This window comes from Dyadobacter sp. CY347 (assembly GCF_021502655.1).
Classification (GTDB): domain Bacteria; phylum Bacteroidota; class Bacteroidia; order Cytophagales; family Spirosomataceae; genus Dyadobacter.
The window spans coordinates 1,493,407-1,512,790 of record NZ_JAKFFT010000002.1 but is presented as its reverse complement, the minus strand read 5'-3'; the positions used below and the strand labels follow the sequence as shown (position 1 = coordinate 1,512,790).

24 protein-coding genes are annotated in these 19,384 nt (G+C 45.3%); 11 read left to right on the top strand and 13 right to left on the bottom strand.

Annotated features, from left to right (window positions below):
• Nucleotides 1–37: 37 nt before the first annotated feature.
• The 3 genes from L0659_RS07210 to L0659_RS07200 all read left to right on the top strand — a co-directional run bounded on the left by L0659_RS07210 (nucleotide 38) and on the right by L0659_RS07200 (nucleotide 2,950).
• Nucleotides 38–1,258 (top strand): metallophosphoesterase, encoded by a 1,221-nt coding sequence (locus L0659_RS07210; protein WP_235125075.1) that lies wholly within the window; start codon nucleotides 38–40, stop codon nucleotides 1,256–1,258.
• A gap of 72 nt (nucleotides 1,259–1,330) precedes the next feature.
• On the top strand, nucleotides 1,331–2,170 hold the full coding sequence (locus tag L0659_RS07205) for an endonuclease/exonuclease/phosphatase family protein (protein WP_235125073.1): 840 nt from the start codon (nucleotides 1,331–1,333) through the stop codon (nucleotides 2,168–2,170).
• A gap of 111 nt (nucleotides 2,171–2,281) precedes the next feature.
• Nucleotides 2,282–2,950 carry a hypothetical protein gene (locus L0659_RS07200; RefSeq protein WP_235125072.1) on the top strand — a complete coding sequence of 223 codons (669 nt, stop codon included), beginning with the start codon at nucleotides 2,282–2,284 and terminating at the stop codon, nucleotides 2,948–2,950.
• Nucleotides 2,951–2,960: 10 nt separating this feature from the next.
• Here the strand turns inward: L0659_RS07200 and L0659_RS07195 are convergent, their stop codons facing one another.
• Both L0659_RS07195 and mtgA read right to left on the bottom strand, forming a co-directional pair.
• Nucleotides 2,961–3,677 (bottom strand): Abi family protein, encoded by a 717-nt coding sequence (locus L0659_RS07195; RefSeq protein WP_235125071.1) that lies wholly within the window; start codon nucleotides 3,675–3,677, stop codon nucleotides 2,961–2,963.
• A 160-nt stretch (nucleotides 3,678–3,837) separates the two neighbouring features.
• Nucleotides 3,838–4,524, bottom strand: a complete 687-nt coding sequence (gene mtgA / locus L0659_RS07190; RefSeq protein ID WP_235125070.1) for a monofunctional biosynthetic peptidoglycan transglycosylase — start codon at nucleotides 4,522–4,524, stop codon at nucleotides 3,838–3,840.
• 134 nt (nucleotides 4,525–4,658) lie between these two features.
• Between mtgA and L0659_RS07185 the strand changes: the two genes are divergently transcribed.
• Nucleotides 4,659–5,939 (top strand): DUF2851 family protein, encoded by a 1,281-nt coding sequence (locus tag L0659_RS07185; protein ID WP_235125069.1) that lies wholly within the window; start codon nucleotides 4,659–4,661, stop codon nucleotides 5,937–5,939.
• On the opposite strand, the gene L0659_RS07180 is transcribed toward L0659_RS07185, so the two are convergent.
• Nucleotides 5,936–6,136: a hypothetical protein gene (locus L0659_RS07180; protein WP_026630003.1), complete on the bottom strand. Its 201-nt coding sequence runs from the start codon at nucleotides 6,134–6,136 to the stop codon at nucleotides 5,936–5,938. The two genes, L0659_RS07185 and L0659_RS07180, sit on opposite strands and share 4 nt — an antisense overlap.
• Before the next feature lie 23 nt (nucleotides 6,137–6,159).
• Nucleotides 6,160–7,578 (bottom strand): CCA tRNA nucleotidyltransferase, encoded by a 1,419-nt coding sequence (locus L0659_RS07175; RefSeq protein ID WP_235125068.1) that lies wholly within the window; start codon nucleotides 7,576–7,578, stop codon nucleotides 6,160–6,162.
• A gap of 93 nt (nucleotides 7,579–7,671) precedes the next feature.
• On the opposite strand from L0659_RS07175, the gene L0659_RS07170 reads away from it, so the two are divergent.
• Nucleotides 7,672–7,941, top strand: coding sequence for a hypothetical protein (locus L0659_RS07170; RefSeq protein WP_235125067.1), 270 nt, complete (start codon nucleotides 7,672–7,674; stop codon nucleotides 7,939–7,941).
• A complete protein-coding gene (locus L0659_RS07165; RefSeq protein WP_235125066.1) occupies nucleotides 7,916–8,260 on the top strand; it encodes a DUF6516 family protein in 345 nt (114 codons plus the stop codon). Before L0659_RS07170 ends, L0659_RS07165 begins: the two co-directional genes overlap by 26 nt.
• 15 nt (nucleotides 8,261–8,275) lie before the next feature.
• Here the strand turns inward: L0659_RS07165 and L0659_RS07160 are convergent, their stop codons facing one another.
• Complete coding sequence (locus L0659_RS07160; protein WP_235125065.1) at nucleotides 8,276–8,647, bottom strand: globin; 372 nt, start codon at nucleotides 8,645–8,647, stop codon at nucleotides 8,276–8,278.
• Nucleotides 8,648–8,655: 8 nt separating this feature from the next.
• A complete protein-coding gene (locus L0659_RS07155; RefSeq protein ID WP_235125064.1) occupies nucleotides 8,656–9,429 on the bottom strand; it encodes an AMP nucleosidase in 774 nt (257 codons plus the stop codon).
• A gap of 50 nt (nucleotides 9,430–9,479) precedes the next feature.
• On the opposite strand from L0659_RS07155, the gene L0659_RS07150 reads away from it, so the two are divergent.
• On the top strand, nucleotides 9,480–9,929 hold the full coding sequence (locus tag L0659_RS07150; protein WP_235125063.1) for a type I restriction enzyme HsdR N-terminal domain-containing protein: 450 nt from the start codon (nucleotides 9,480–9,482) through the stop codon (nucleotides 9,927–9,929).
• Nucleotides 9,930–10,015: 86 nt separating this feature from the next.
• Here L0659_RS07150 and L0659_RS07145 read toward each other — a convergent pair whose 3' ends face one another.
• A complete protein-coding gene (locus L0659_RS07145; RefSeq protein ID WP_235125062.1) occupies nucleotides 10,016–10,627 on the bottom strand; it encodes a YceI family protein in 612 nt (203 codons plus the stop codon).
• 89 nt (nucleotides 10,628–10,716) lie between these two features.
• Nucleotides 10,717–11,175, bottom strand: coding sequence for a MarR family winged helix-turn-helix transcriptional regulator (locus tag L0659_RS07140; protein WP_235125061.1), 459 nt, complete (start codon nucleotides 11,173–11,175; stop codon nucleotides 10,717–10,719).
• A 99-nt stretch (nucleotides 11,176–11,274) separates the two neighbouring features.
• Between L0659_RS07140 and L0659_RS07135 the strand changes: the two genes are divergently transcribed.
• From L0659_RS07135 to L0659_RS07125, 3 genes are all read left to right on the top strand, one after another.
• Nucleotides 11,275–11,853 (top strand): Maf family nucleotide pyrophosphatase, encoded by a 579-nt coding sequence (locus L0659_RS07135; RefSeq protein WP_235125060.1) that lies wholly within the window; start codon nucleotides 11,275–11,277, stop codon nucleotides 11,851–11,853.
• A 24-nt stretch (nucleotides 11,854–11,877) separates the two neighbouring features.
• Nucleotides 11,878–13,383 (top strand): alpha-amylase family glycosyl hydrolase, encoded by a 1,506-nt coding sequence (locus L0659_RS07130; RefSeq protein ID WP_235125059.1) that lies wholly within the window; start codon nucleotides 11,878–11,880, stop codon nucleotides 13,381–13,383.
• A 66-nt stretch (nucleotides 13,384–13,449) separates the two neighbouring features.
• Nucleotides 13,450–14,463 carry an SMP-30/gluconolactonase/LRE family protein gene (locus tag L0659_RS07125; RefSeq protein WP_235125058.1) on the top strand — a complete coding sequence of 338 codons (1,014 nt, stop codon included), beginning with the start codon at nucleotides 13,450–13,452 and terminating at the stop codon, nucleotides 14,461–14,463.
• Here L0659_RS07125 and L0659_RS07120 read toward each other — a convergent pair whose 3' ends face one another.
• Nucleotides 14,464–15,006: a hypothetical protein gene (locus L0659_RS07120; protein WP_235125057.1), complete on the bottom strand. Its 543-nt coding sequence runs from the start codon at nucleotides 15,004–15,006 to the stop codon at nucleotides 14,464–14,466.
• Nucleotides 15,007–15,017: 11 nt separating this feature from the next.
• Complete coding sequence (locus L0659_RS07115; protein WP_235125056.1) at nucleotides 15,018–15,536, bottom strand: hypothetical protein; 519 nt, start codon at nucleotides 15,534–15,536, stop codon at nucleotides 15,018–15,020.
• 163 nt (nucleotides 15,537–15,699) lie between these two features.
• Between L0659_RS07115 and L0659_RS07110 the strand changes: the two genes are divergently transcribed.
• Complete coding sequence (locus tag L0659_RS07110; RefSeq protein WP_235125054.1) at nucleotides 15,700–16,203, top strand: GtrA family protein; 504 nt, start codon at nucleotides 15,700–15,702, stop codon at nucleotides 16,201–16,203.
• 5 nt (nucleotides 16,204–16,208) lie between these two features.
• Here the strand turns inward: L0659_RS07110 and L0659_RS07105 are convergent, their stop codons facing one another.
• The 3 genes from L0659_RS07105 to L0659_RS07095 all read right to left on the bottom strand — a co-directional run bounded on the left by L0659_RS07105 (nucleotide 16,209) and on the right by L0659_RS07095 (nucleotide 19,324).
• Nucleotides 16,209–17,393: an acetyl-CoA C-acyltransferase gene (locus L0659_RS07105; protein ID WP_235125053.1), complete on the bottom strand. Its 1,185-nt coding sequence runs from the start codon at nucleotides 17,391–17,393 to the stop codon at nucleotides 16,209–16,211.
• Between the two features lie 107 nt (nucleotides 17,394–17,500).
• Nucleotides 17,501–17,752, bottom strand: a complete 252-nt coding sequence (locus L0659_RS07100) for a DUF6814 family protein (RefSeq protein WP_235125052.1) — start codon at nucleotides 17,750–17,752, stop codon at nucleotides 17,501–17,503.
• 39 nt (nucleotides 17,753–17,791) lie between these two features.
• Nucleotides 17,792–19,324 (bottom strand): MFS transporter, encoded by a 1,533-nt coding sequence (locus tag L0659_RS07095; protein ID WP_235125051.1) that lies wholly within the window; start codon nucleotides 19,322–19,324, stop codon nucleotides 17,792–17,794.
• Nucleotides 19,325–19,384 lie beyond the last annotated feature (60 nt).

The window sequence follows — 19,384 nt, the reverse complement described above, 5'->3', positions numbered from 1 at the left end:
TTTTAATCAATCGCATCTATTCCTAAACCCATAAATTATGCTTTCAGACAGAAGGTCGTTTCTTGAAAAAATGTCGCAGATCGGGGCGCTCAGCCTTTTGCCCCTGTCGGCTGCACAAGCCGGCGATTCCAATGCATCAGTCGAAGAAAAAAATCATTTTGTGGCAGGCCCTTATTTGCAGAATATGGGCACCAACGAAGTGACAATCATGTGGATTACGCACAAAAACTGTTTCAGCTGGGTAGAATACGGGGCCGGAACATACACCAGCAAGCGCGAATTTGGCTATAACAATGGCCTTATCGAAGCCAACAACCGCATTAATAAGGTCACATTATCCGGACTGAATGCAGGCACAGAGCACAAATACAAAATCGTTTCCACTGAAATAACAGGTTACAAAGGTTCGAAAGTCGAGTTTGGGGACACCATTGCCAGCGCCATGTTCGGCTTCAAAACACCGGCGGAAAATGAGGAAGAATTCAAAATGGTCATCTTCAACGACATTCACGACCGCCCGCAAATCATCCCGCAACTGCTTTACAGACATGGCTATACGGGCAACACCCGAGACTATGACTTCGTGGTTTTCAATGGTGATTGCTTTGACTGGGTAACCGAAGAAACTCAGATGGTTAACCATCTGATCAAGCCTGCAACGGACATTTTCGCATCCGAAATCCCGTTTATCCTCACGCAGGGAAATCATGAATGCCGCGGGAGCTTTTCCAGGCACATTCCGGCTTACTATGCCTATCCCGAAAACAAATATTACTATGCCTTCACACGGGGGCCGGTGCGGTTGGTCGTCCTGGATTCCGGCGAAGACAAGACGGATGACAGCGTTGAATATGGCGGACTTTCGGCATTTGACCGGTATCGGGAGGTCCAGAAAAGGTGGCTGGAAAAAGAAGTGGAATCCCCTGATTTCAAAAAAGCCGATTTCCGGATTGTGCTGATCCACATATCCCCTTATCATTCAGGAGATTGGCATGGAACATTGCATTGTCGCGAGCTTTTCGGGCCGGTTTTGAATAAAGCAAAAATTGACTTACAAATCTCCGGTCATACCCATCGGTATGCCACGCACGAGCCGGATGCAACGCACAATTATCCCATCGTGATTGGCGGAGGACCGCTGGAAGGCAAAAGAACATTGATCAAATTGCACGCAACCAAAAAGCAACTCGACCTGAAAATGATCCGGGACGACGGGGAAGTTGTCGGCAAATTCCTTCTTGCAAAAAAGGGGAAATGATCACAAAACCGGAATATCAATAACCAGGAAGCCTGTTAACTTTGCCCCATGTTCACAAATTTTAAGCATTAAATGAAAAAAATCGCCTTCGCCCTTTCCCTGATGTTCGCATTGTCGCAAAGCACTTTTGCGCAAAAGAATACAATCAATGTTGCCTCTTATAATCTGCGCTATAACACTGCGAACGACGGTGTAAATGCCTGGCCAAACCGCAAAGAAAATGTGAAAGGCCTGATCCGTTTCCATGAATTTGACATTTTCGGTGTACAAGAAGCACTGATAGGTCAATTAAAAGACGTAGCTGAACTGACGGAATTCACTTTTTACGGAAAGGGCCGGGACGATGGTAAGGAAGGCGGAGAGCATTCAGCGATCTTCTACAAAAAGGACCGCTTCAAAGCCTTGCAATCAGGCGATTTCTGGCTCAGCGAAACGCCGGATAAACCGGGCAAAGGCTGGGACGCAACCTGCTGTAACAGAATTGCTTCCTGGGTAAAGTTCCAGGATTTGTTAAGCAAGAAAGAATTCTATTTCTTTAATGTTCACTTTGATCACCAGGGCGTTGAAGCGCGCAGACAATCGGGCCATTTGATGGTAAAAAAAATCAGCGAGATCGCTGGCAAATCCACAGTGATCCTGACTGGCGACTTTAACTCAACGCCTGAAACGGAACAGATCAAAACAATTCAGGGATTGCTGAGCGATTCGCATGAGGTAACCAAACAGCCTCCTTACGGGCCCGAAGGAACATTCAACAGTTTCAAATTCGACGCGCCGATGGACAAACGCATTGATTATATTTTTGTAAGCAAGAACATTAATGTGCTTAAATACGGCGTTCTAACAGATGCCAAAGAGCAGCGTTACCCATCTGATCACCAGCCGGTTTTGGTTAAGATCGAGATTAAGTAACGGCAGTAAGAAGTGGGTCGGCTTTTGGCAATGATATTGAGAATTTTTTTCTAATTTACTTGTCAAACGCCCGCTCTTAATCGCTGGCTTCCTCTTAATTTTTGTTCCAAGATGACCAAATTGCTCTTCCGGGTTATTGCTTTTTTCTTCCTCCTATCCCCTGCGTTTGGTCAGCTAATTAAGATAAAAATTGTCAACCCGGAACAGCTGAAAGGTCGCAAGGCCATCTTACTGACGCGGGAAAAAGGTTTCGCAGCCACTGTACATTCGATCAAGCTTGGGCAGGACAGCATTAATCTGCTCATGGAGAAGGATTTGGTTCCCAATTTGTATCAAATGCAAGTCTCCCAGTTAAAAGGCCAGCTTTTTTTCTTCCTCGAAAACGGAATCAAGATCCAGCTCGACACAACTGATATTTCGAGATCCGTCGTCAGCAATTCCAGAAGCAATGAAGAATGGCGGCAGTTCTGGGACAACATCCAAAAACCCTCCGACGACCGCCTGCTCATCTACACCGCCGGTGAAGGACGGGCCAGAAACAAAGCTTATGCCGACAGCATCGACTACTGGCGCGGCCTGCAAGCCATCGAACGCCTCGACCTCCAAACCAAAACCAGCACCTTCATCCAAAACAACCTAAGCTCCTTCGTAAGTCTTTACCTCCTGAAAATCAACTGGTACGCCCTAAAAAATCAAGGCCTCTTCGAAAAACTCAGCCCAGCCCTAGCCAGGCACCGGACTTATAAATTTTTGAAGGAGAAAAGTCGGGGGAATAGTTGAGGTTGGGATTTCATAAGTCAGTATTCCTAGTAATGACATTTATGGCCGTTTCAACTTGATCAACATCAGAAACAAAAATCAACAATTGAGGATCTATCCAACTTAGTACGTTTAAAATGGATGCATGCACCTTTAAAGCATATGTAAAATCAACAATCTCGTTATTAAAACATACAGGCTCGTTATGGTTGATCCGATTTCTGAATCTTCTGATGAAATCAAGTGTGTCTTTCACTTCCTTCCTCCCGAACCCAGGTGGTAGTGCTGGAAAAACCTGGATAGGTCTACCGAAAAGGAGCTTGTAGTGGTGCACTTCGAACAATTCAGTCCAAAAGCCAAAGGTCAATTCTGCCACAATCTTCCCAATACTTACAGAAGCTTTTGTTTTTTTAATTCTCTTTTCTGCGTTAGTGACATCCTTCTTCAAAAAGTCGTTCATTGTTTGAGAATGACTTTTTTTGTGAACAAAGATTAGGGAAGGGTCAGCCATGAAACCATTTCGCTGATTTAATAACCATTTGTCGTCCTTAAAATGGTCAGCAATTACGTCATTAAGCCTGTTTCGAAGGACAACCTCCAAGACACCAATCAGCGGATGGAAGGCTTGGGAAACCATGAGATTTCCTTTGTATAAATTTTGAGCGAAACTGTGTGAGCCATCAGCTGCCTTCACATATCTCGCAACCCTTGATTCAGAAAAATATAGTGTGAAATGATCAAAATGCATCAGCGTTTTTTTTATTCGCCAAATATAGATATTTTTGTATGTGATGCTTGGAAAAGCCTCTTATCCTCGGATAACGTAACCAAGTTATAGACCAATGACCTGCCATTTATGACAGGTCATTTTTATTTATCGAAGATGTAGGTTTACTGATACACTCGCCTTACAAATCCGCAATATACTTCTGACCGCCCAGATACCGCATTTGCCTTACGATTTGGCCGGTTCTTTTTTGGACGTAGCCTGAGGGGTTTTTGATGGAGAAACGGACTGGGTTTGGGAGCACGGCGGCGATGCGGGCGGCTTCGAAACGGGAGAGCTTTTTGGCGGATTTATTGTAGTATCGCAATGAGGCTGCTTCTACGCCAAATGTCATTTTTCCCATTTCAGCAACATTCAAATACACTTCCAGAATCCGCTCTTTATCCCAGATCAATTCGATTAAGACGGTAAAATAAGCCTCCAAACCTTTCCTCACAAAGCTTCTGCCGTGCCATAGAAAGACGTTTTTGGCGACTTGCTGCGAAATGGTGCTGGCGCCACGGGCGCGTTTCCGCTTCTCTGTCACCGCGTTATAGATCTGGTCGAAATCAAATCCCCAGTGATTCGGGAAATTCTGGTCTTCGGATGCGACAACCGCCAGCGCGACTTCCTTAGAAATATTTTCGTAAGGCTCCCAATCGTGATGGATTTCGGTGTCTTCATCTGCACGGAACGCTTCGATTTTTCTCGACAGCATGAATGGTGTTACCCAGACAGGTAAGAACTTCAAAACCAGCACCCAAAAGATTGAAACAACGAAAAAAACAATGAGGATTCTAAGCGCAATAAATTGCAAACGGCGGAGCATAAAACTTTTTTACTTCAAAAACCTGTGACCAAACCAAAACATCAGCGTACAAAGAACAGAAACTAATCAGGTTTAGACAAAGAAAATAATGGCCATTACATTAAATATTTCTACACACGCTGATTCTAAATGCGATGAATGAAGATATCCTGAGTTTTATATGGCGATTCCAATATTTCGCCGCCGAAGCGCTATGCACGGACGAAGGTTGCAAGCTTTCCATCCTCAGAACCGGCCATAAGAATGGCAATGCGGGTCCCGACTTCTCGGAAGCCAGGGTCATGATCGAGGATTTTCAATGGGTAGGAAGCATTGAAATCCATGTAAGATCGTCCGACTGGTTTTTGCATCACCACCAGACAGACCCGGCTTACGAAACAGTGATCCTGCATGTGGTTTGGGAAAATGACAGGCCGATTGTCCGGCAGGACGGTTCCCTGCTGCCCACTTTAACATTGAAAGGCAGTGTTAATCAAACCGTTCTGGAACGATACGCGCAGCTGCAAGACGAGACTGAGACGATCCCGTGCGCGGGAATGTTCGCGGAGGTGAATGACATTCACAAATATGGAATGCTCGATCGGGTCCTGCTTGAAAGACTTGATAGGAAAGCCGGTCTTGTGATGGATTTGTTAGGCAGACACAACAATGATTGGGAAGAAACGGCTTATCAATGGCTGGGAAGGCATTTTGGTTTTAAATTAAATGATGCACCATTTGCCCGGCTTACCGAAATTGCTTCCTGGAAAATGATCCGGAAACATCGCGAAAAACTAAACCAGGTTGAAGCTTTGCTTTTTGGCAGTGCTGGACTTATCCCAGCCGAATCCACCGATCCTTACATTCGACAGCTGCGAACGGAATATCAGTTTCTGAGTGCAAAATATGGATTAAAAGATCAGCAAATGAATGGCCATGAATGGAAAAACCTCCGCATGCGACCGGCAGGATTTCCTACGGTGCGGCTCGCCCAGTTTGCGCGGTTACTTAACAAAAATGGCAATCTGTTTTCTGAAATCGTTTCCGCCCAAACCTTTTCCAGTTTGCAGGCCATGTTCCAGATCGAGCAGTCGGATTATTGGCAGGATCATTATCTTTTTGAGAAAAAGTCAAAAGGTAAAGTGCCATTTCTGGGAAAGGATTCGGTCAATTTGCTCATTGTCAATGGCGCTGTGCCTCTTTTGGTTGCCTATGCAAAGCACCGGCAGCAACCGGAGTTGCTGGAAAAAGCAATTTATTGGTTGTCGGAAATCGGTGCGGAAAAGAACCGCATTACGCGTGAGTGGGAATTATTGGGAATGAAGGTTAAAACGGCGGCTGATTCACAGGCACTTATCGAGTGGTATAACAATTACTGTACATTCCGGAAATGCCTGGAATGTACAGTTGGGGCTGCTTTGGTGCGCTCCGGTTAACCCTTAACCAGGTTCACACCCGTCAGCAGAAACACCGTCCCCACCAAAAACGGAACAACAGATTCCCATTTGGAAACGGTGAGTCCTAAAACGGGCTTATCTGATAAAAATGCAATGCAGGCAAAAAGCAGAACCGAAATGCCTAAGATTGTGAGAAGTGCGCCGAAGAAGCGTTTAAACTGCGTATTGTTTTCCATTTAATTGTAATGAGGAGTCAGATTTATGATTGTAAAGTTAAGCCCATTTTTTCACCCTCTTGCACCATATACGCGTAGGCAGGATCAAATTCATTAGGAATAATGCCTTCCAGAATTGCCTCCCGGATAATTTCTTTGATAATGCCCACTTCCTTGGCCGGTTTTAAACCAAACGCCTGCATGATCAGTTCGCCGGTAATAACGGGTTGGAAATTGCGCAGCTTGTCACGTTCTTCGAGGTCTTTCAACTTCTGTTCCACCAGGTCGAAGTTGTGCAGGTAACGCTTTACTTTGTCGGGATTTTTGGAAGTGATGTCTGCCCGGCAGAGTTTCATTAACGCCTCAATGTCCTCTCCGGCTTCCACCAGTAAACGCCGCATTGCAGAGTCCGTAATTTCTTCTTTGGACAAAACAATGGGCCTCAAATGCAATCGAACAAGCTTTTTTACAAACCGCATTTTTTCATTCAAAGGCAATTTCATTCTCCGGAAAATCACGGGCACCATGCGCGCACCAACTTCCTCGTGATTATGGAACGACCAGCCTATGCGTTTATCGAATTTTTTAGTGGCAGGTTTGGCAATGTCGTGAAGGATCGCGGCCCAGCGCAGCCAAAGGTCGTCTGTGGTTTGACACACATTGTCCAGCACCTGTAATGTATGGTAAAAATTATCCTTATGCCCCTTTCCATCAATGGTTTGCACGCCCAAAAGCTCGATCATTTCGGGGAAAATGATTTGTAATATGCCGGCATGGTAAAGTAGTTTGAAACCATAGGAAGGCGTCGGTGAGAGGATAATCTTATTCAATTCATCTGAAATGCGCTCCATGGAAACAATCTCGATGCGATCTTTCATTTTGATGATCGCGTCGAAAGTGTCGGGCTCAATGTCGAAGTTGAGTTGACTTGCAAAGCGGATGGCCCGCATCATACGCAATGGGTCGTCGGAGAATGTGATTTCTGGTTCCAGCGGCGTGCGGATGATTTTTCTCTTGATGTCGCGCAGACCATCAAATGGGTCGACGAGCTCGCCTAATGTTCCTTTATTGAGGCTGATCCCCATCGCGTTGATCGTGAAATCACGCCGGTTCTGGTCGTCGCTCAGTGTTCCGTCTTCAACGGCAGGCTTCCTCGAATCGGCACGATAGGATTCTTTGCGCGCGCCTACAAACTCGATTTCCAGATCGCCCTGCCGGATCTGTGCTGTTCCAAAGGTCTTGTATATGCTCACGAAAACATCCGGTCCCAGCTGGCTGGCGACCATTTCCGCGAGTTCAATGCCGCTTCCGATCGAAACGATGTCAATATCCTTGCTATTCCGTTTGAGTATCAGGTCCCTTACAAATCCACCGATAACATATGCCTCCACCCCCAGCTCCGCCGCAGCCTTCGCCACAATTTCAAGAATCGGATACTGGATTAACTGCTCTTTAAAATTCATGCGGCAAAGGTAAAGAACTTAACTAATGTCTGATAAAACTTGTTTAACCTTTCGGAATATTTAAATTTGTTAGACACCGGCAACAAAAATATTATGCTTACGCTGACAAAAAAACAAATCGGCAATTGGGTTTTGTTGGATTATTTGGCTCAAAGGCAACAATTTCAAGATAAAATTAATTTTCTTGAAAAGAAATATAATGCTGATCTTCAAGCTTTTGAAACGACGCTTGAATCCGCAACGTCTGAGGACTTCCAAGCCTGGGACGATCTTATCGAATGGAAAGCCTATACTCAGTTCCTGTCAGAAATAGATTCAAAAATAGCTGATATCAGGAATGGAGATTTTCAAATGGCTGGATGATAAGAAGTTTGTTGCTTCCTATACAATTAATGACTTCCGCGAGTTTTCTGAAAGCTATTACCTCAATCTGGAAATAACATTTCGTCAGAACACAGTTCTTTACGCTAGGGAATATGTAGAGGCAACCCGAAGGAAATATGCGTTTCATTGGCAAAAAGAGAATGGAGATTTGCTTATCCGCTGGGATAACGCGCCGCACTTCCCGAATCTTGCAACATTTCCTCATCACAAACATCTATCCAATGGAACCGTTCAGGAAAGTACTGATATTTCTTTGAACGAGGTTTTCGAGTATATCAAAAAAGAGCTAGCTACATAGTTAATCGCTCACAATTCACCTATTCACCATAAAAAACGCCGTCCTGGGAAAACGGTCGAACAATTCATCCTTTAATTCCTTACTAATAGAAAGCGTTCCTACCGCTTCGGACATGCATTGCAGCCACGCTACGGCGTCGTCTTCGGTGATGACGTGGGGCATGTGGCGGGCGCGCATCATCGGGTGGCCGTGAACGTCGGAGTAGAGTTGCGGGCCGCCGAGGAATTGGGTCAGGAAGAGGCGTTGCTTTTCCTTGATTTCGTCTTTGTCACTTTTGAAGAGCCTGGAAATCAGTTCGTGGTTGAAAACCAGGTCGTAGAATTTATCCGTCAACTGTCTTAACGCTGCGTCGCCGCCAATGCGCTCATATAATGAAGCTTCACTCATTTTCTTTATCAATTTTCAAACCGCAAATGTTTCACCGACGCACCGGATCTGGCCAGTTCCGTAAGTGATTCAATGCCGATTTCCAGGTGCATTTTGACGTAATTCGTAGTCACTTTCTTATCGCTCTCCTCAGTTTTAACACCCTCTGGCACCAATGGATTGTCAGAAACCAGAAGCAATGCGCCGTGCGGAATGGAATTGGCAAAACCAACAATGAAAATCGTCGCCGTTTCCATGTCAATGGCCATCGCGCGAATGTCCCGCAGATATTCCTTGAAACTGTCGTCGTGCTCCCATATCCTGCGGTTGGTAGTGTAAACTGTCCCGGTCCAGTAATCCATTTTATGCTTGGCAATGCTGGCCGAAACCGTGCTTTGAAGCCGGAATGAGGGTAATGCAGGGATTTCGGAAGGCATATAGTCATCACTCGTTCCTTCCCCGCGGATGGCTGCAATAGGCAAAATAAGGTCGCCTACCTGCGTCTTTTTTAAGCCCCCGCATTTACCTAAAAACAAAACGGCTTTCGGATTAATGGCGGATAACAGGTCCATCACCGTGGCGGCCATCGGGCTTCCCATGCCGAAATTAATAATGGTAATATCCTTAGCAGTAGCCGTTTGCATGGCGCGCCCCTGCCCTCTTACATCTACATTAAACTTCTCCGCAAACATGGTTACGTAATTCCCGAAGTTGGTCAGCAGAATATAGCTTCCGAAATCCTCAACGGCCGTGCCCGTGTAGCGTGGGAGCCAGTTTTCGACGATTTGTTCCTTCGTAGTCATGAATTCAATGAGTTTATTGGCTGCGTTTGTTGTGATGTGTATCTTCGTTCATGGAATCTCTGAACCTCCCGACGTTTGCTTACAAAGTTAAGCACGTTAACGGGAAACCGCATATCTTCGACATTATACGCAGGAAATTCGTTTCGCTTACGCCGGAGGAATGGGTAAGGCAGCATTTCATCCATTTGCTGATCACGGAATATGGTTATCCTAAATCCCTTTTCGCCGTGGAAACCGGCCTTCAATACAATACATTGGCTAAAAGGACAGACATTATGATCCTGTCGGGTGAGTCGCTTCCTTTTCTTTTGGTGGAATGCAAAGCGCCCTTTATTTCGGTCAACGACGCCACATTTGCGCAGATCAGCCGCTACAACTTCACATTACAGCCTCAATATCTGGCTGTTACCAATGGCATGAGCCACTATTGTTTTAAAGCTGTAAATGGTCAGATCCATTTTATGGACGATTTTCCCAAATACAGGGAATTTAACAATTGATTTTTGGCATAAAAAACAAAAACCTGCCCAACCAAAAGGTCGGACAGGTTAACAATCTTAGCCATAAAATCTTAAATATCAGTCGATTATTTTGAAGCAACCAATTTCACGTCAATGGTGAAATCGTCGTTGATCATTTTGTCGCCCAGGTTTTCGAAGAAAGACTTGGAGTTGTATTTAATGTCATATTTAGAACGGTCCACTACAATTTTACCAGTTGCTTCCGCACCGGCAGCAGTTGTTTTTACAGTCACCGGGAAAGTCACAGGTTTTGTAATGCCTTTGATCGTAAGGTCGCCCGTAACTTCGTAAACGCCAGTTGACTTTGGTGTTGCTTTTGTAACTACAAATGTTGCGTTCGGGTGTTTTTCAACGCCAAAGAAATCATCCGATTTCAAGTGGCCGATCAATTTAGCATTGTATTCCTTGTCGGTAAGGTCTGTACAAGTAATGCTGTTCAGATCTGCAACGAACTTACCGCCAGTCAGTTTAGCGCCGTCCATTGTGATCGTTCCTTCTTTCAGGGCAATTTTACCAGTGTGTTCGCCGGTTACCTTCTTACCCAACCAGGTAAGTTCACTTTTAGAGGTGTTTACTTTCAGATTTGTTGCTTTTTTCACTTTGTCATCAGCTGAAACAGAGCCTGATACGAATAAAGCAACTGCAACAGAAGCGAGGAAGAATTTAACGGATTTCATTGTAGTTTTCATTTTTGAATTAATTGATTGTAATTAAATTATTGGGTTATTCATTTTTGGGTATTCACAACTGGGTATTTAATCGTTCATTACTTGTCCGATTCACGAAGCTTATCCAGCAAAGCGCTGATCTGGTCCGCTTCTTCGGTGGAAATCACATTGAAACGGTTCTCCCATTCTTCTACAAACGGATCAAGTTCTTCAAGTAATTTCAAGCCTTCTTCCGTAATCAACACATCCACAGCGCGTCTGTCGTTCGGGCAAGACGATCGTTTTGCAAGGTTTTTAGCCAAAAGCTTATCAACCAGTCGCGACGTGTTAGAATTTTTATCCAGCATCCTTTCAGTAATATCACTGACTTTGATCGGGTTCCGCTGCTGACCGCGCAGGATCCGGAGCACATTATATTGCTGGCTCGTGATATCGTGTCCTTTGAAAAATTCAAGTTGTTTGGATTCCAGCCAATTGGTTGTATAAACCAGGTTCAATGCGAGTCGCTGATAGGCGCTTCGAAATTTTTTTTGTTTTATATCAGTTTCAATAGACATAGCTGCTGACAAATGTATTTATGATGTATATACATTTAATGTTATAACATCTATTCTTAAACGAATGGTTCACCGCCGCGAAAAATATTTTAGTCTTACATGATTTTATTAAAAAAACCCCTCATACTCGCTTCCAATTCACCACGCCGAAAACAGCTGCTTGCGGACGCCGGGTTTGATTTTAAAATTGAAGTTTTGCCAACCGACGAGACGTTTCCGGAAACATTACCAGCCGAGCAGGTTGCAGATTACATTTCCCGGGAAAAAGCAGAAATGTTTCGCGGCATCCGCCCGGACGATATTGTTCTCACTGCGGATACAATCGTGGTTGCAAATCATGAAATACTCGGAAAGCCAAGGGATTTTCAGGACGCATTTCAAATGCTGCGAATGCTGTCTGGCAGGACGCATACGGTGATTACATCGGTGAGTTTGCTTTCTGATAACAGCATTCAGACTGTCTCAGACATCGCGGAAGTAACATTAAGCGCATTAGAAGATTGGGAAATGAAATATTACATCGACCAATACAAACCATTTGACAAAGCCGGTTCCTATGGCATTCAGGAATGGATCGGGATGGTTGGGGTTGAAAAAATTGAAGGATCATTTTACACGATAATGGGTTTACCGGTGCATATTGTTTATAAATTGCTGAAACCTTATTTCATCAGCTAAGCCGGCCGGTTTCAGGCGACATTTATGATTGCAGATAAGTCAAGATTTATTCCGAGGGTTTGCTACGAGATTTTTGTCCGCTCATTTTGTGATTCCAATGGCGATGGGATTGGCGATTTAAATGGCATTATTTCAAAACTGGATTATCTCGCCGACCTGGGCATAGAGGCGATCTGGCTCACGCCGATCCATCCGTCCCCGAGCTATCATAAATACGATGTGGTTGATTATTATGCCATTGAACCTGAATTCGGAACAATGGACGATTTTAAAAAACTTCTTTCCAGCGCACACGAGCGGGGCATTGAAATTTACCTGGACCTGATCATTAACCATACCAGCACGCTCCATCCCTGGTTTTCGGAAGCCCGGAAAAACACCGCTAATGCTTATCGCGAATTTTACTGGTGGATGACGCCCACACAAATCGAAGCCCTGGGAATTTCAGAAAGGGAAACTTCCGATGATTCGCAGGTGGTATATCCATGGCACGTTAACCCGGAAGATCCGGAAAAATATTACGGGCTGTTTTACAAAGGCATGCCCGACCTCAATTACCATTCCGAAGCATTGCGCGGAGAACTGGAAAAAATCATACGTTTCTGGCTGGTTGACGTTGGTGTAGATGGTTTTCGCCTGGATGCGGCCCGGCACGTTTACCCGGAATGGGAAAAGCATTTAAGTGTCGAGTTCTGGCAATATTTTTCAAAACTGGTCCAGGAAATTAAACCCGGTGCATTTACGGTGGGTGAAGTGTGGGCAGAGACGGAGGAAGTTGCTCCGTATTTCCGATATCTGGACGCGACCTTTCATTTCGATCTCAGCTTTGCCTTGCAGCGTATGCTCATTGGCGAAAAAGACGAGGACATTGTTGAAAAGTTGCAGTCGAGTTATGCAGTTTTTGAGAAATATAACCCGCTTTTCGTGGATGCAATTATGCTCACAAACCATGACCAGGACCGCATTGCGAGCGTGACAGGCAACCACAAAGAGAAGATCAAAATGGCCGCCAGCATTCTGCTGACATTGCCCGGGCAGCCGTACATTTATTATGGCGAAGAAATCGGCATGCTCGGAACCAAGCCCGATCCTTATATCAGGGAGCCGTTTATCTGGTCCAACGAGTTGGAAGACGCCGGGACCACAAGTTGGATCGATGCGCAGTTTTCAAAACCAGAAACCGTTGTGCCGCTGTCTGTCCAAACGCATGATCCGGATTCCGTTTTTAATCATTACAAAACATTAATCAACCTGCGGAAAACGGAACCTGCGCTGAGCCAGATTTTTGCGCCTAACCTGCATCGCGTATGCCTGCAAGACGATCAGATGCTCTCCTACTTCCGTCCGCACGTGGATAAGTCGCTGGTTATCATCCATAACCTTAGCAGTTACGATAAGCCCATTCTGATGCCGGAAGACAAGTCAAACTTTACACACATCCTTTTTTCCACAGATCCGCAGCATTCCGGCACATTGCAGAACATGCAGCTCGCGCCACATTGCAGCCTCATTCTCGCCTCTCATTCCTGAAACCAGGACAGTAGGTTGCAGTGCATCGGCTTCTTTTCCATATTCATCTCAATAAACTTCGGAATTATGAAGCTTTGCGCACCATTCCTGTATTCTTTCTTATTGCTTTCGCACATTGGTTTTGCCCAAAAATCTTATCCTACAATGGGAAAGATCATTTACGAAGATCCGGCGTTTGAGAAATTGCTAGCAAAAGATGCGAAAATTGAAGTGCTGGCCTCGGGTTTTGAATGGTCTGAGGGGCCGGTTTGGGTGAAGGATAGCAGCTTTTTATTATTTTCTGATGTGCCAAAAAACAAAGTCTATAAATGGGATGAAAAAGGCGGATTATCGGTATTTCTGGAACCATCGGGTTATACAGGCCGCGGCGTTTACAGCGATGAACCTGGCAGCAATGGTCTAATTATCGACAGCAAAGGACGACTTGTTTCCTGCGAGCACGGCGACCGGCGCATTTCAGCATTATCATTAAAAATCGGTGGAAAAGTTACGCTTGCGGATCATTTTGATGGCAACAGATTCAATAGCCCGAATGATGTTACAGAGCACGCAAACGGCAGTTATTATTTCACTGATCCGCCTTATGGATTGGCAAAAAAACATGAAGATCCAAGCAGGGAAACAAAGCAATTCGGCGTTTACCGCATCGCCAATGACGGGAAAGTAAGCCTCCAAATCCCTGATCTCACCAGGCCGAACGGACTGGCTTTTTCTCCCGACAGAAAGATCCTTTACATCGCCCAGTCCGATCCTGAAAAGGCCGTAATCATGGCCTACAATGTGGATGATAGCGGCAATGTAACCGGAAAAGGGAAGCTGATTTACGACGCCACACCCATGGTAAAAGCCGGAAAACCAGGCTTACCCGACGGATTGAAAATAGACAAAGACGGAAACCTATGGTCATCCGGTCCCGGCGGAATGCTCATTATCACACCTGCCGGAAAACTGATCGGCAGGATCGAAATGGGTGAACTGACATCCAATTGTGCCTGGGGAAATGATGGCGCTACATTATATATGACCGTGGATGGCTATATATGCAGGGTCAAAACCAACACCAAGGGCGCAGGCTGGTAATCAACGGTCTGCAACGCGCCTTACCGATCTCAGATCGTTCTCCACATCCCGTTTCACAGCCACCCAATTGGTTTTCCCGTTGCGATAAATGTTCGTATATGCCCGGTAAAGAACCAGTTGGTCTGCGCTGACTTTATCTAGCTGATCCGCCAGAACGCCTTTCTGAGAAGATTTTGCAGTCTTGTATTCATTGATCAGCACATTATAGCGGCTTTCCAGGTTGTCCAGTTCATACAAAACAACCTCACCGAGCTTGTCCATTTCCTGATATTGGGAAATCAGTTGTTGGTTATAATCTGCACTACCCGGCGAACCGTTATTCTGCGACTCGCTGCGTTGCGAATCGTTCAGCACGCGATCGTAATCTCTTTTGTAAGTCCCGTTGTTGGAGCGGTAATCGCTGTCATAGGAACGAGCAGAGGCATCAGTGCTGCCGGTCGTAGTGCCGTGACGCTGATCGTAGCGTCTTTGTAATTGCTGGGAACACGATGAGCCTATCACCGTCAAAGCGGCCATAAAGCAGATCAGATAAATGTTTTTCACGGTTTTTGTTGTTAAAAGTTATGTCTTAATCCAATGCTCAGATTGGGATTGAAGTAAAACAATTTGGGTATCAATTCTAGATAGCCGCCGCCTTCAATGAAGAATGAAGCGGGTTTTTGCGAGAAAAAGAATTCAAGTCCGGCTGTTGCCGATGGCCCTGTTGAAATGTTGGTGGTATAAACGGATTTTACATTCCGGTCTGGGTAATATCTTCTCGAATTCACCTGCACACCCGGACCCGCATACGCAATCATCCGTTCGTTGAAAAGTGGCGCATACCAAAGATAAGTCCCGTTGAACATAACTCCTACACCGCCGAGGTCATCATTGCTGACTTTGTAATTATCCTTGCTTTTAAATAATCCAATGTACGTTCCAATGCTGATGTCCAGCGCATTACGTTCACCATATTTTCGAATGCTGACCGCAATAGGCTCACCGACTTCAAATCCAACGGCCCATTTTTGTGTTTGGGCAAAGGCAGGAACTGCAATAAAAAAGAGAGAAACGAGCGTAAGGAATTTTTTCATAATCACTATTCAAAATTGTAAAGAGGGCAAAAATAGTGCCATAACCTCGGGCTGATCGTCCGATTGCTGATGCTCAAATTACGATTCTGCTTTTGTTTCAGGATCATTTTCTTTCTAATATTGGGCCACAGTTGTTCCCGGCAGTCCATTAACTAACTTTCAAGTGGCCCCAGTAAAGCAGGATAAAATTCTCAATGCCAAAGATTTAATAGCGTATTTTCTTGTTGCGGGCACCGGGGCAGTTATACAACTTGTTTCAAGCAGTTTAATCCAGGATTGGTTCGATGTAACATGGAGCGAGTCCATTACCCTGTCTTATTTAGTCGGATTTGTTGTAGGTTTTATCCTTACCAAATTATTTGCATTCGACGCACGCCGCAGCAATCAGACGCGCCGTGAAATGGTGAAATTTTTAATCGTTGCTTTAATTTCGCTGGGCGTGACCAAAATTTTCACATTGGGATCATTCAAGCTTGCGACCGAAGTTTTGGGCATGGACATTTACATTGTGAAACTTCCTTTCGGAAAAAAGCAGGTTAACATCACCGAAATGGGCTCCTATGTAACCGGAATGGGTTTCAGTTTTGTGAGTAATTATATTTTGCACAAAACATTCACATTCAAAAGCACAGGATTCTACAACCGCCTCAAAGTCCTGATCCGCTAATTTCCTTACAATCTTTCGATGATCACTGCGGATGCGCCGCCACCGCCGTTGCAAATGGCTGCCAGGCCGTAACGTCCGTTATTTTGTTTCAAAACAGAAAGTAATGTGGTGATAATGCGCGAACCCGAAGATCCCAGCGGATGCCCCAGCGAGACAGCGCCGCCAAAGACATTTACCTTCTCCATGTCCAGTTCAAGCATTTTAATGTAAGCCAGCGCCACAACTGCAAACGCTTCATTCACTTCGAAATAATCTATCTGAGAAAGTGACATGCCTGCTTTTTTCAAAACCTTCTGCGTGGCCAGCACGGGCGTTGTCGTAAACCAGGCGGGTTCCTGTTCAGCGTCTGCATAGGCAACGATCCTGGCTATTGGCTTGGCGCTGCTATTTTTCACAAAATCACTTCCTGCAATTACAAGCGCCGATGCGCCGTCGTTGATTGTGGAAGCATTCGCTGCGGTAACCGTTCCATCCTTGGAAAACGCTGGTTTGAGAAAAGGGATTTTTTCAAATTTTACTTTTTTAAATTCCTCATCCTCAGCCACAATGGTCGGCTCCCCGCCTTTCGGCGAAGGCACTTCCACAGCTACAATTTCTGCATTGAAAAGTCCGTTAGCCGTTGATTCCGCGCTTTTTGTATAGGAGCGAATGGCAAATGCATCCTGCTCTTCTCTTGAAATATCGTATTTTTCAGCCGTCCTGTCGCCGCACAAGCCCATTCCGATCTGGTCGTAAACGTCCACCAAACCGTCTTTCAGCAAACCATCGATAATTTCGCCGTTTCCGTAGCCAATGCCATTTCTTGCTTTGGGAAGGTAATAAGGCACTTGCGACATGCTTTCCATCCCGCCTGCCACGATCAGATCTGCATCACCAAGCCGGATCGATTGCGCACCAAAAACCACGGCCTTCATCCCCGAAGCGCACACTTTATTGACTGTTGTGCAAATTACATTGTTTGGCAAGCCCGCATATAGAGCCGCTTGTCGCGCAGGCGCCTGGCCCAGATTGGCGGAAATTACATTGCCCATGATCACTTCCTGCACTTGTTCCGGCGTAACACCCGCCTTTTCAACAGCACCATTAATAGCCGTTGCACCAAGTTTTGCAGCGTGAACGGACGACAAACTTCCTCCAAAACTTCCGATAGGCGTTCGGGCTGCGGACAAAATAAAAACTTCTTCTTTCATGGTTATCGGCTTGTATGATGAGATCGTCAAAAATAGAAACTATCCCGACAAATCTATGTCAACAAGCACCAAATCCACAAAAGAAGAAGTTTGTTTAACCTGCGCACTTATATTTCCGCCGAACTTCCGGGCAACTTTTCATACTCCCCCTTCCAGCCATAATAGCCGAAAATCACCAGTCCGGCGCAAATGGGGATGAAGATCAGGATAATGATCGACCATTGTAATGTGGTGTTTGTTCGCGCAATTCCCTCAGCCGCCAGCCCGATTTTCTCGCTGGCTTGCATAAAAAGGAAAATAATGATAATCGGCCCCAGCAGCATCCAGATGATTCCCAGAAATTTCTTCAAAGCATTCATATTGAGTTCATTTTAAATGTTTTTTCCAAAATCGAAATCTTAATCCGCGACGTTTTCATCGCCCTTATTGTCAATGTAAACCGCTCCGATCACAAATGAAAGCGCCGCAATCCCGATGGGATACCAGAGTCCCGACAATGGTGTAGACCCGCTGAATGAAGCGACTAATGTGGCAATAAACGGCACCAAGCCACCAAAAACGCCATTTCCAATGTGGTAAGGAAGTGACATGGATGTGTAGCGGATCTTGGTAGGGAACAATTCCACCAGAAATGCCGCAATAGGTCCGTAAACCATCGTTACCAGCAAAACCTGGAAGAAAACCAATGCGATAATGATAATGTACGACGAACCAGAAAGCGTCACGTCTTTGATCACCGTTTGCTCCTCAGGAAATGTCGTCACTGCATCGGGAATGGTCACAATTTTTGCTTCCTTGAAAGTCATCCCGTTGTTCAGCGTTTTTAATGTCGTGGTTGTGATCAGGGAATCCTTTGTGTCTTTCACCAAAGTGCGTTCAACAACGGGATCCGACGTGCTTTTTAGCTCCGTTTTTGCAAACTCCTTCACATTGGTAGCATCAATAAAATACTGATAGATAGGACGATAGCATATCACGCCTAGCAACATGCCCGTCAGCATAATCCATTTCCGTCCCACTTTATCGCTCCATGAGCCAAACACCACAAAGAACGGCGTCGCAAATAAAATGGCCCAAAGCAGCACATAACGCGATTCATTGAAATCCAGCTTACAAGTATTTTCCAAAAACGATTGCGCATAAAACTGTCCCGTATACCAAACCACCCCCTGCCCCATCGTGGCACCAAATAATGCCAGCAGCACCATTTTGAAATTCGCCTTTTTCTGAAAACTTTCTTTCAACGGATTGGTAGAAACTTTGCCCTCAGCTTTGAGTTTGGTAAAAACAGGGGATTCATGCATTTTCATCCGGATATAGATCGAAACGCCAACGAGCAATATCGACACCAGGAATGGAATACGCCAGCCCCAGTCGGCAAAGGCTTCGGCACCTAACATATTCTTGGTGAGTACAATAACGCCCAGTGAAAGGAACAATCCCAATGTTGCCGTCGTCTGGATCCAGCTTGTAAAAAAACCTCTTTTACCCACCGGCGCGTGTTCCGCTACATACGTAGCCGCACCGCCGTACTCTCCTCCAAGCGCAAGGCCCTGCACCAATCGCAGAATCAAAACCAAAATCGGAGCCGCATAACCAATGCTTGAATAGGAAGGAATTAATCCGATTAGGAATGTAGAACCGCCCATTAAAACGAGGGTTAGTAAAAATGTATATTTTCTGCCGATCAGGTCGCCCAGCCGCCCGAAAACCAATGCTCCGAATGGCCGCACAATGAAACCCGCAGCGAAGATCGCAAGGGTGTTGATTAAAGCAGAAGCCCCGGCGTCGCTGGGGAAAAGTTGTTGACCAATAATAACAGCCAGACTGCCGAAAATGTAGAAATCATACCATTCAATTAAAGTACCAAGAGAAGAAGCAGCGATTACCTGGGTAATGCTTTGGGTAACATTTTTGTCTGTGGACTGCATGGGTTAGGTAAATGGTGAGGATAAGAACAATCTTCCTGAATTAGCTGGAAAAGCGGCGGG

Coding starts and splice junctions, on each gene's coding strand:
- L0659_RS07210 (WP_235125075.1), top strand. CDS start 38: ATGCTTTCAGACAGAAGGTCGTTTCTTGAAAAAATGTCGCAGATCGGG.
- L0659_RS07205 (WP_235125073.1), top strand. CDS start 1,331: ATGAAAAAAATCGCCTTCGCCCTTTCCCTGATGTTCGCATTGTCGCAA.
- L0659_RS07200 (WP_235125072.1), top strand. CDS start 2,282: ATGACCAAATTGCTCTTCCGGGTTATTGCTTTTTTCTTCCTCCTATCC.
- L0659_RS07195 (WP_235125071.1), bottom strand. CDS start 3,677: ATGCATTTTGATCATTTCACACTATATTTTTCTGAATCAAGGGTTGCG.
- mtgA (WP_235125070.1), bottom strand. CDS start 4,524: ATGCTCCGCCGTTTGCAATTTATTGCGCTTAGAATCCTCATTGTTTTT.
- L0659_RS07185 (WP_235125069.1), top strand. CDS start 4,659: ATGAATGAAGATATCCTGAGTTTTATATGGCGATTCCAATATTTCGCC.
- L0659_RS07180 (WP_026630003.1), bottom strand. CDS start 6,136: ATGGAAAACAATACGCAGTTTAAACGCTTCTTCGGCGCACTTCTCACA.
- L0659_RS07175 (WP_235125068.1), bottom strand. CDS start 7,578: ATGAATTTTAAAGAGCAGTTAATCCAGTATCCGATTCTTGAAATTGTG.
- L0659_RS07170 (WP_235125067.1), top strand. CDS start 7,672: ATGCTTACGCTGACAAAAAAACAAATCGGCAATTGGGTTTTGTTGGAT.
- L0659_RS07165 (WP_235125066.1), top strand. CDS start 7,916: ATGGAGATTTTCAAATGGCTGGATGATAAGAAGTTTGTTGCTTCCTAT.
- L0659_RS07160 (WP_235125065.1), bottom strand. CDS start 8,647: ATGAGTGAAGCTTCATTATATGAGCGCATTGGCGGCGACGCAGCGTTA.
- L0659_RS07155 (WP_235125064.1), bottom strand. CDS start 9,429: ATGACTACGAAGGAACAAATCGTCGAAAACTGGCTCCCACGCTACACG.
- L0659_RS07150 (WP_235125063.1), top strand. CDS start 9,480: ATGGAATCTCTGAACCTCCCGACGTTTGCTTACAAAGTTAAGCACGTT.
- L0659_RS07145 (WP_235125062.1), bottom strand. CDS start 10,627: ATGAAATCCGTTAAATTCTTCCTCGCTTCTGTTGCAGTTGCTTTATTC.
- L0659_RS07140 (WP_235125061.1), bottom strand. CDS start 11,175: ATGTCTATTGAAACTGATATAAAACAAAAAAAATTTCGAAGCGCCTAT.
- L0659_RS07135 (WP_235125060.1), top strand. CDS start 11,275: ATGATTTTATTAAAAAAACCCCTCATACTCGCTTCCAATTCACCACGC.
- L0659_RS07130 (WP_235125059.1), top strand. CDS start 11,878: ATGATTGCAGATAAGTCAAGATTTATTCCGAGGGTTTGCTACGAGATT.
- L0659_RS07125 (WP_235125058.1), top strand. CDS start 13,450: ATGAAGCTTTGCGCACCATTCCTGTATTCTTTCTTATTGCTTTCGCAC.
- L0659_RS07115 (WP_235125056.1), bottom strand. CDS start 15,536: ATGAAAAAATTCCTTACGCTCGTTTCTCTCTTTTTTATTGCAGTTCCT.
- L0659_RS07105 (WP_235125053.1), bottom strand. CDS start 17,393: ATGAAAGAAGAAGTTTTTATTTTGTCCGCAGCCCGAACGCCTATCGGA.
- L0659_RS07100 (WP_235125052.1), bottom strand. CDS start 17,752: ATGAATGCTTTGAAGAAATTTCTGGGAATCATCTGGATGCTGCTGGGG.
- L0659_RS07095 (WP_235125051.1), bottom strand. CDS start 19,324: ATGCAGTCCACAGACAAAAATGTTACCCAAAGCATTACCCAGGTAATC.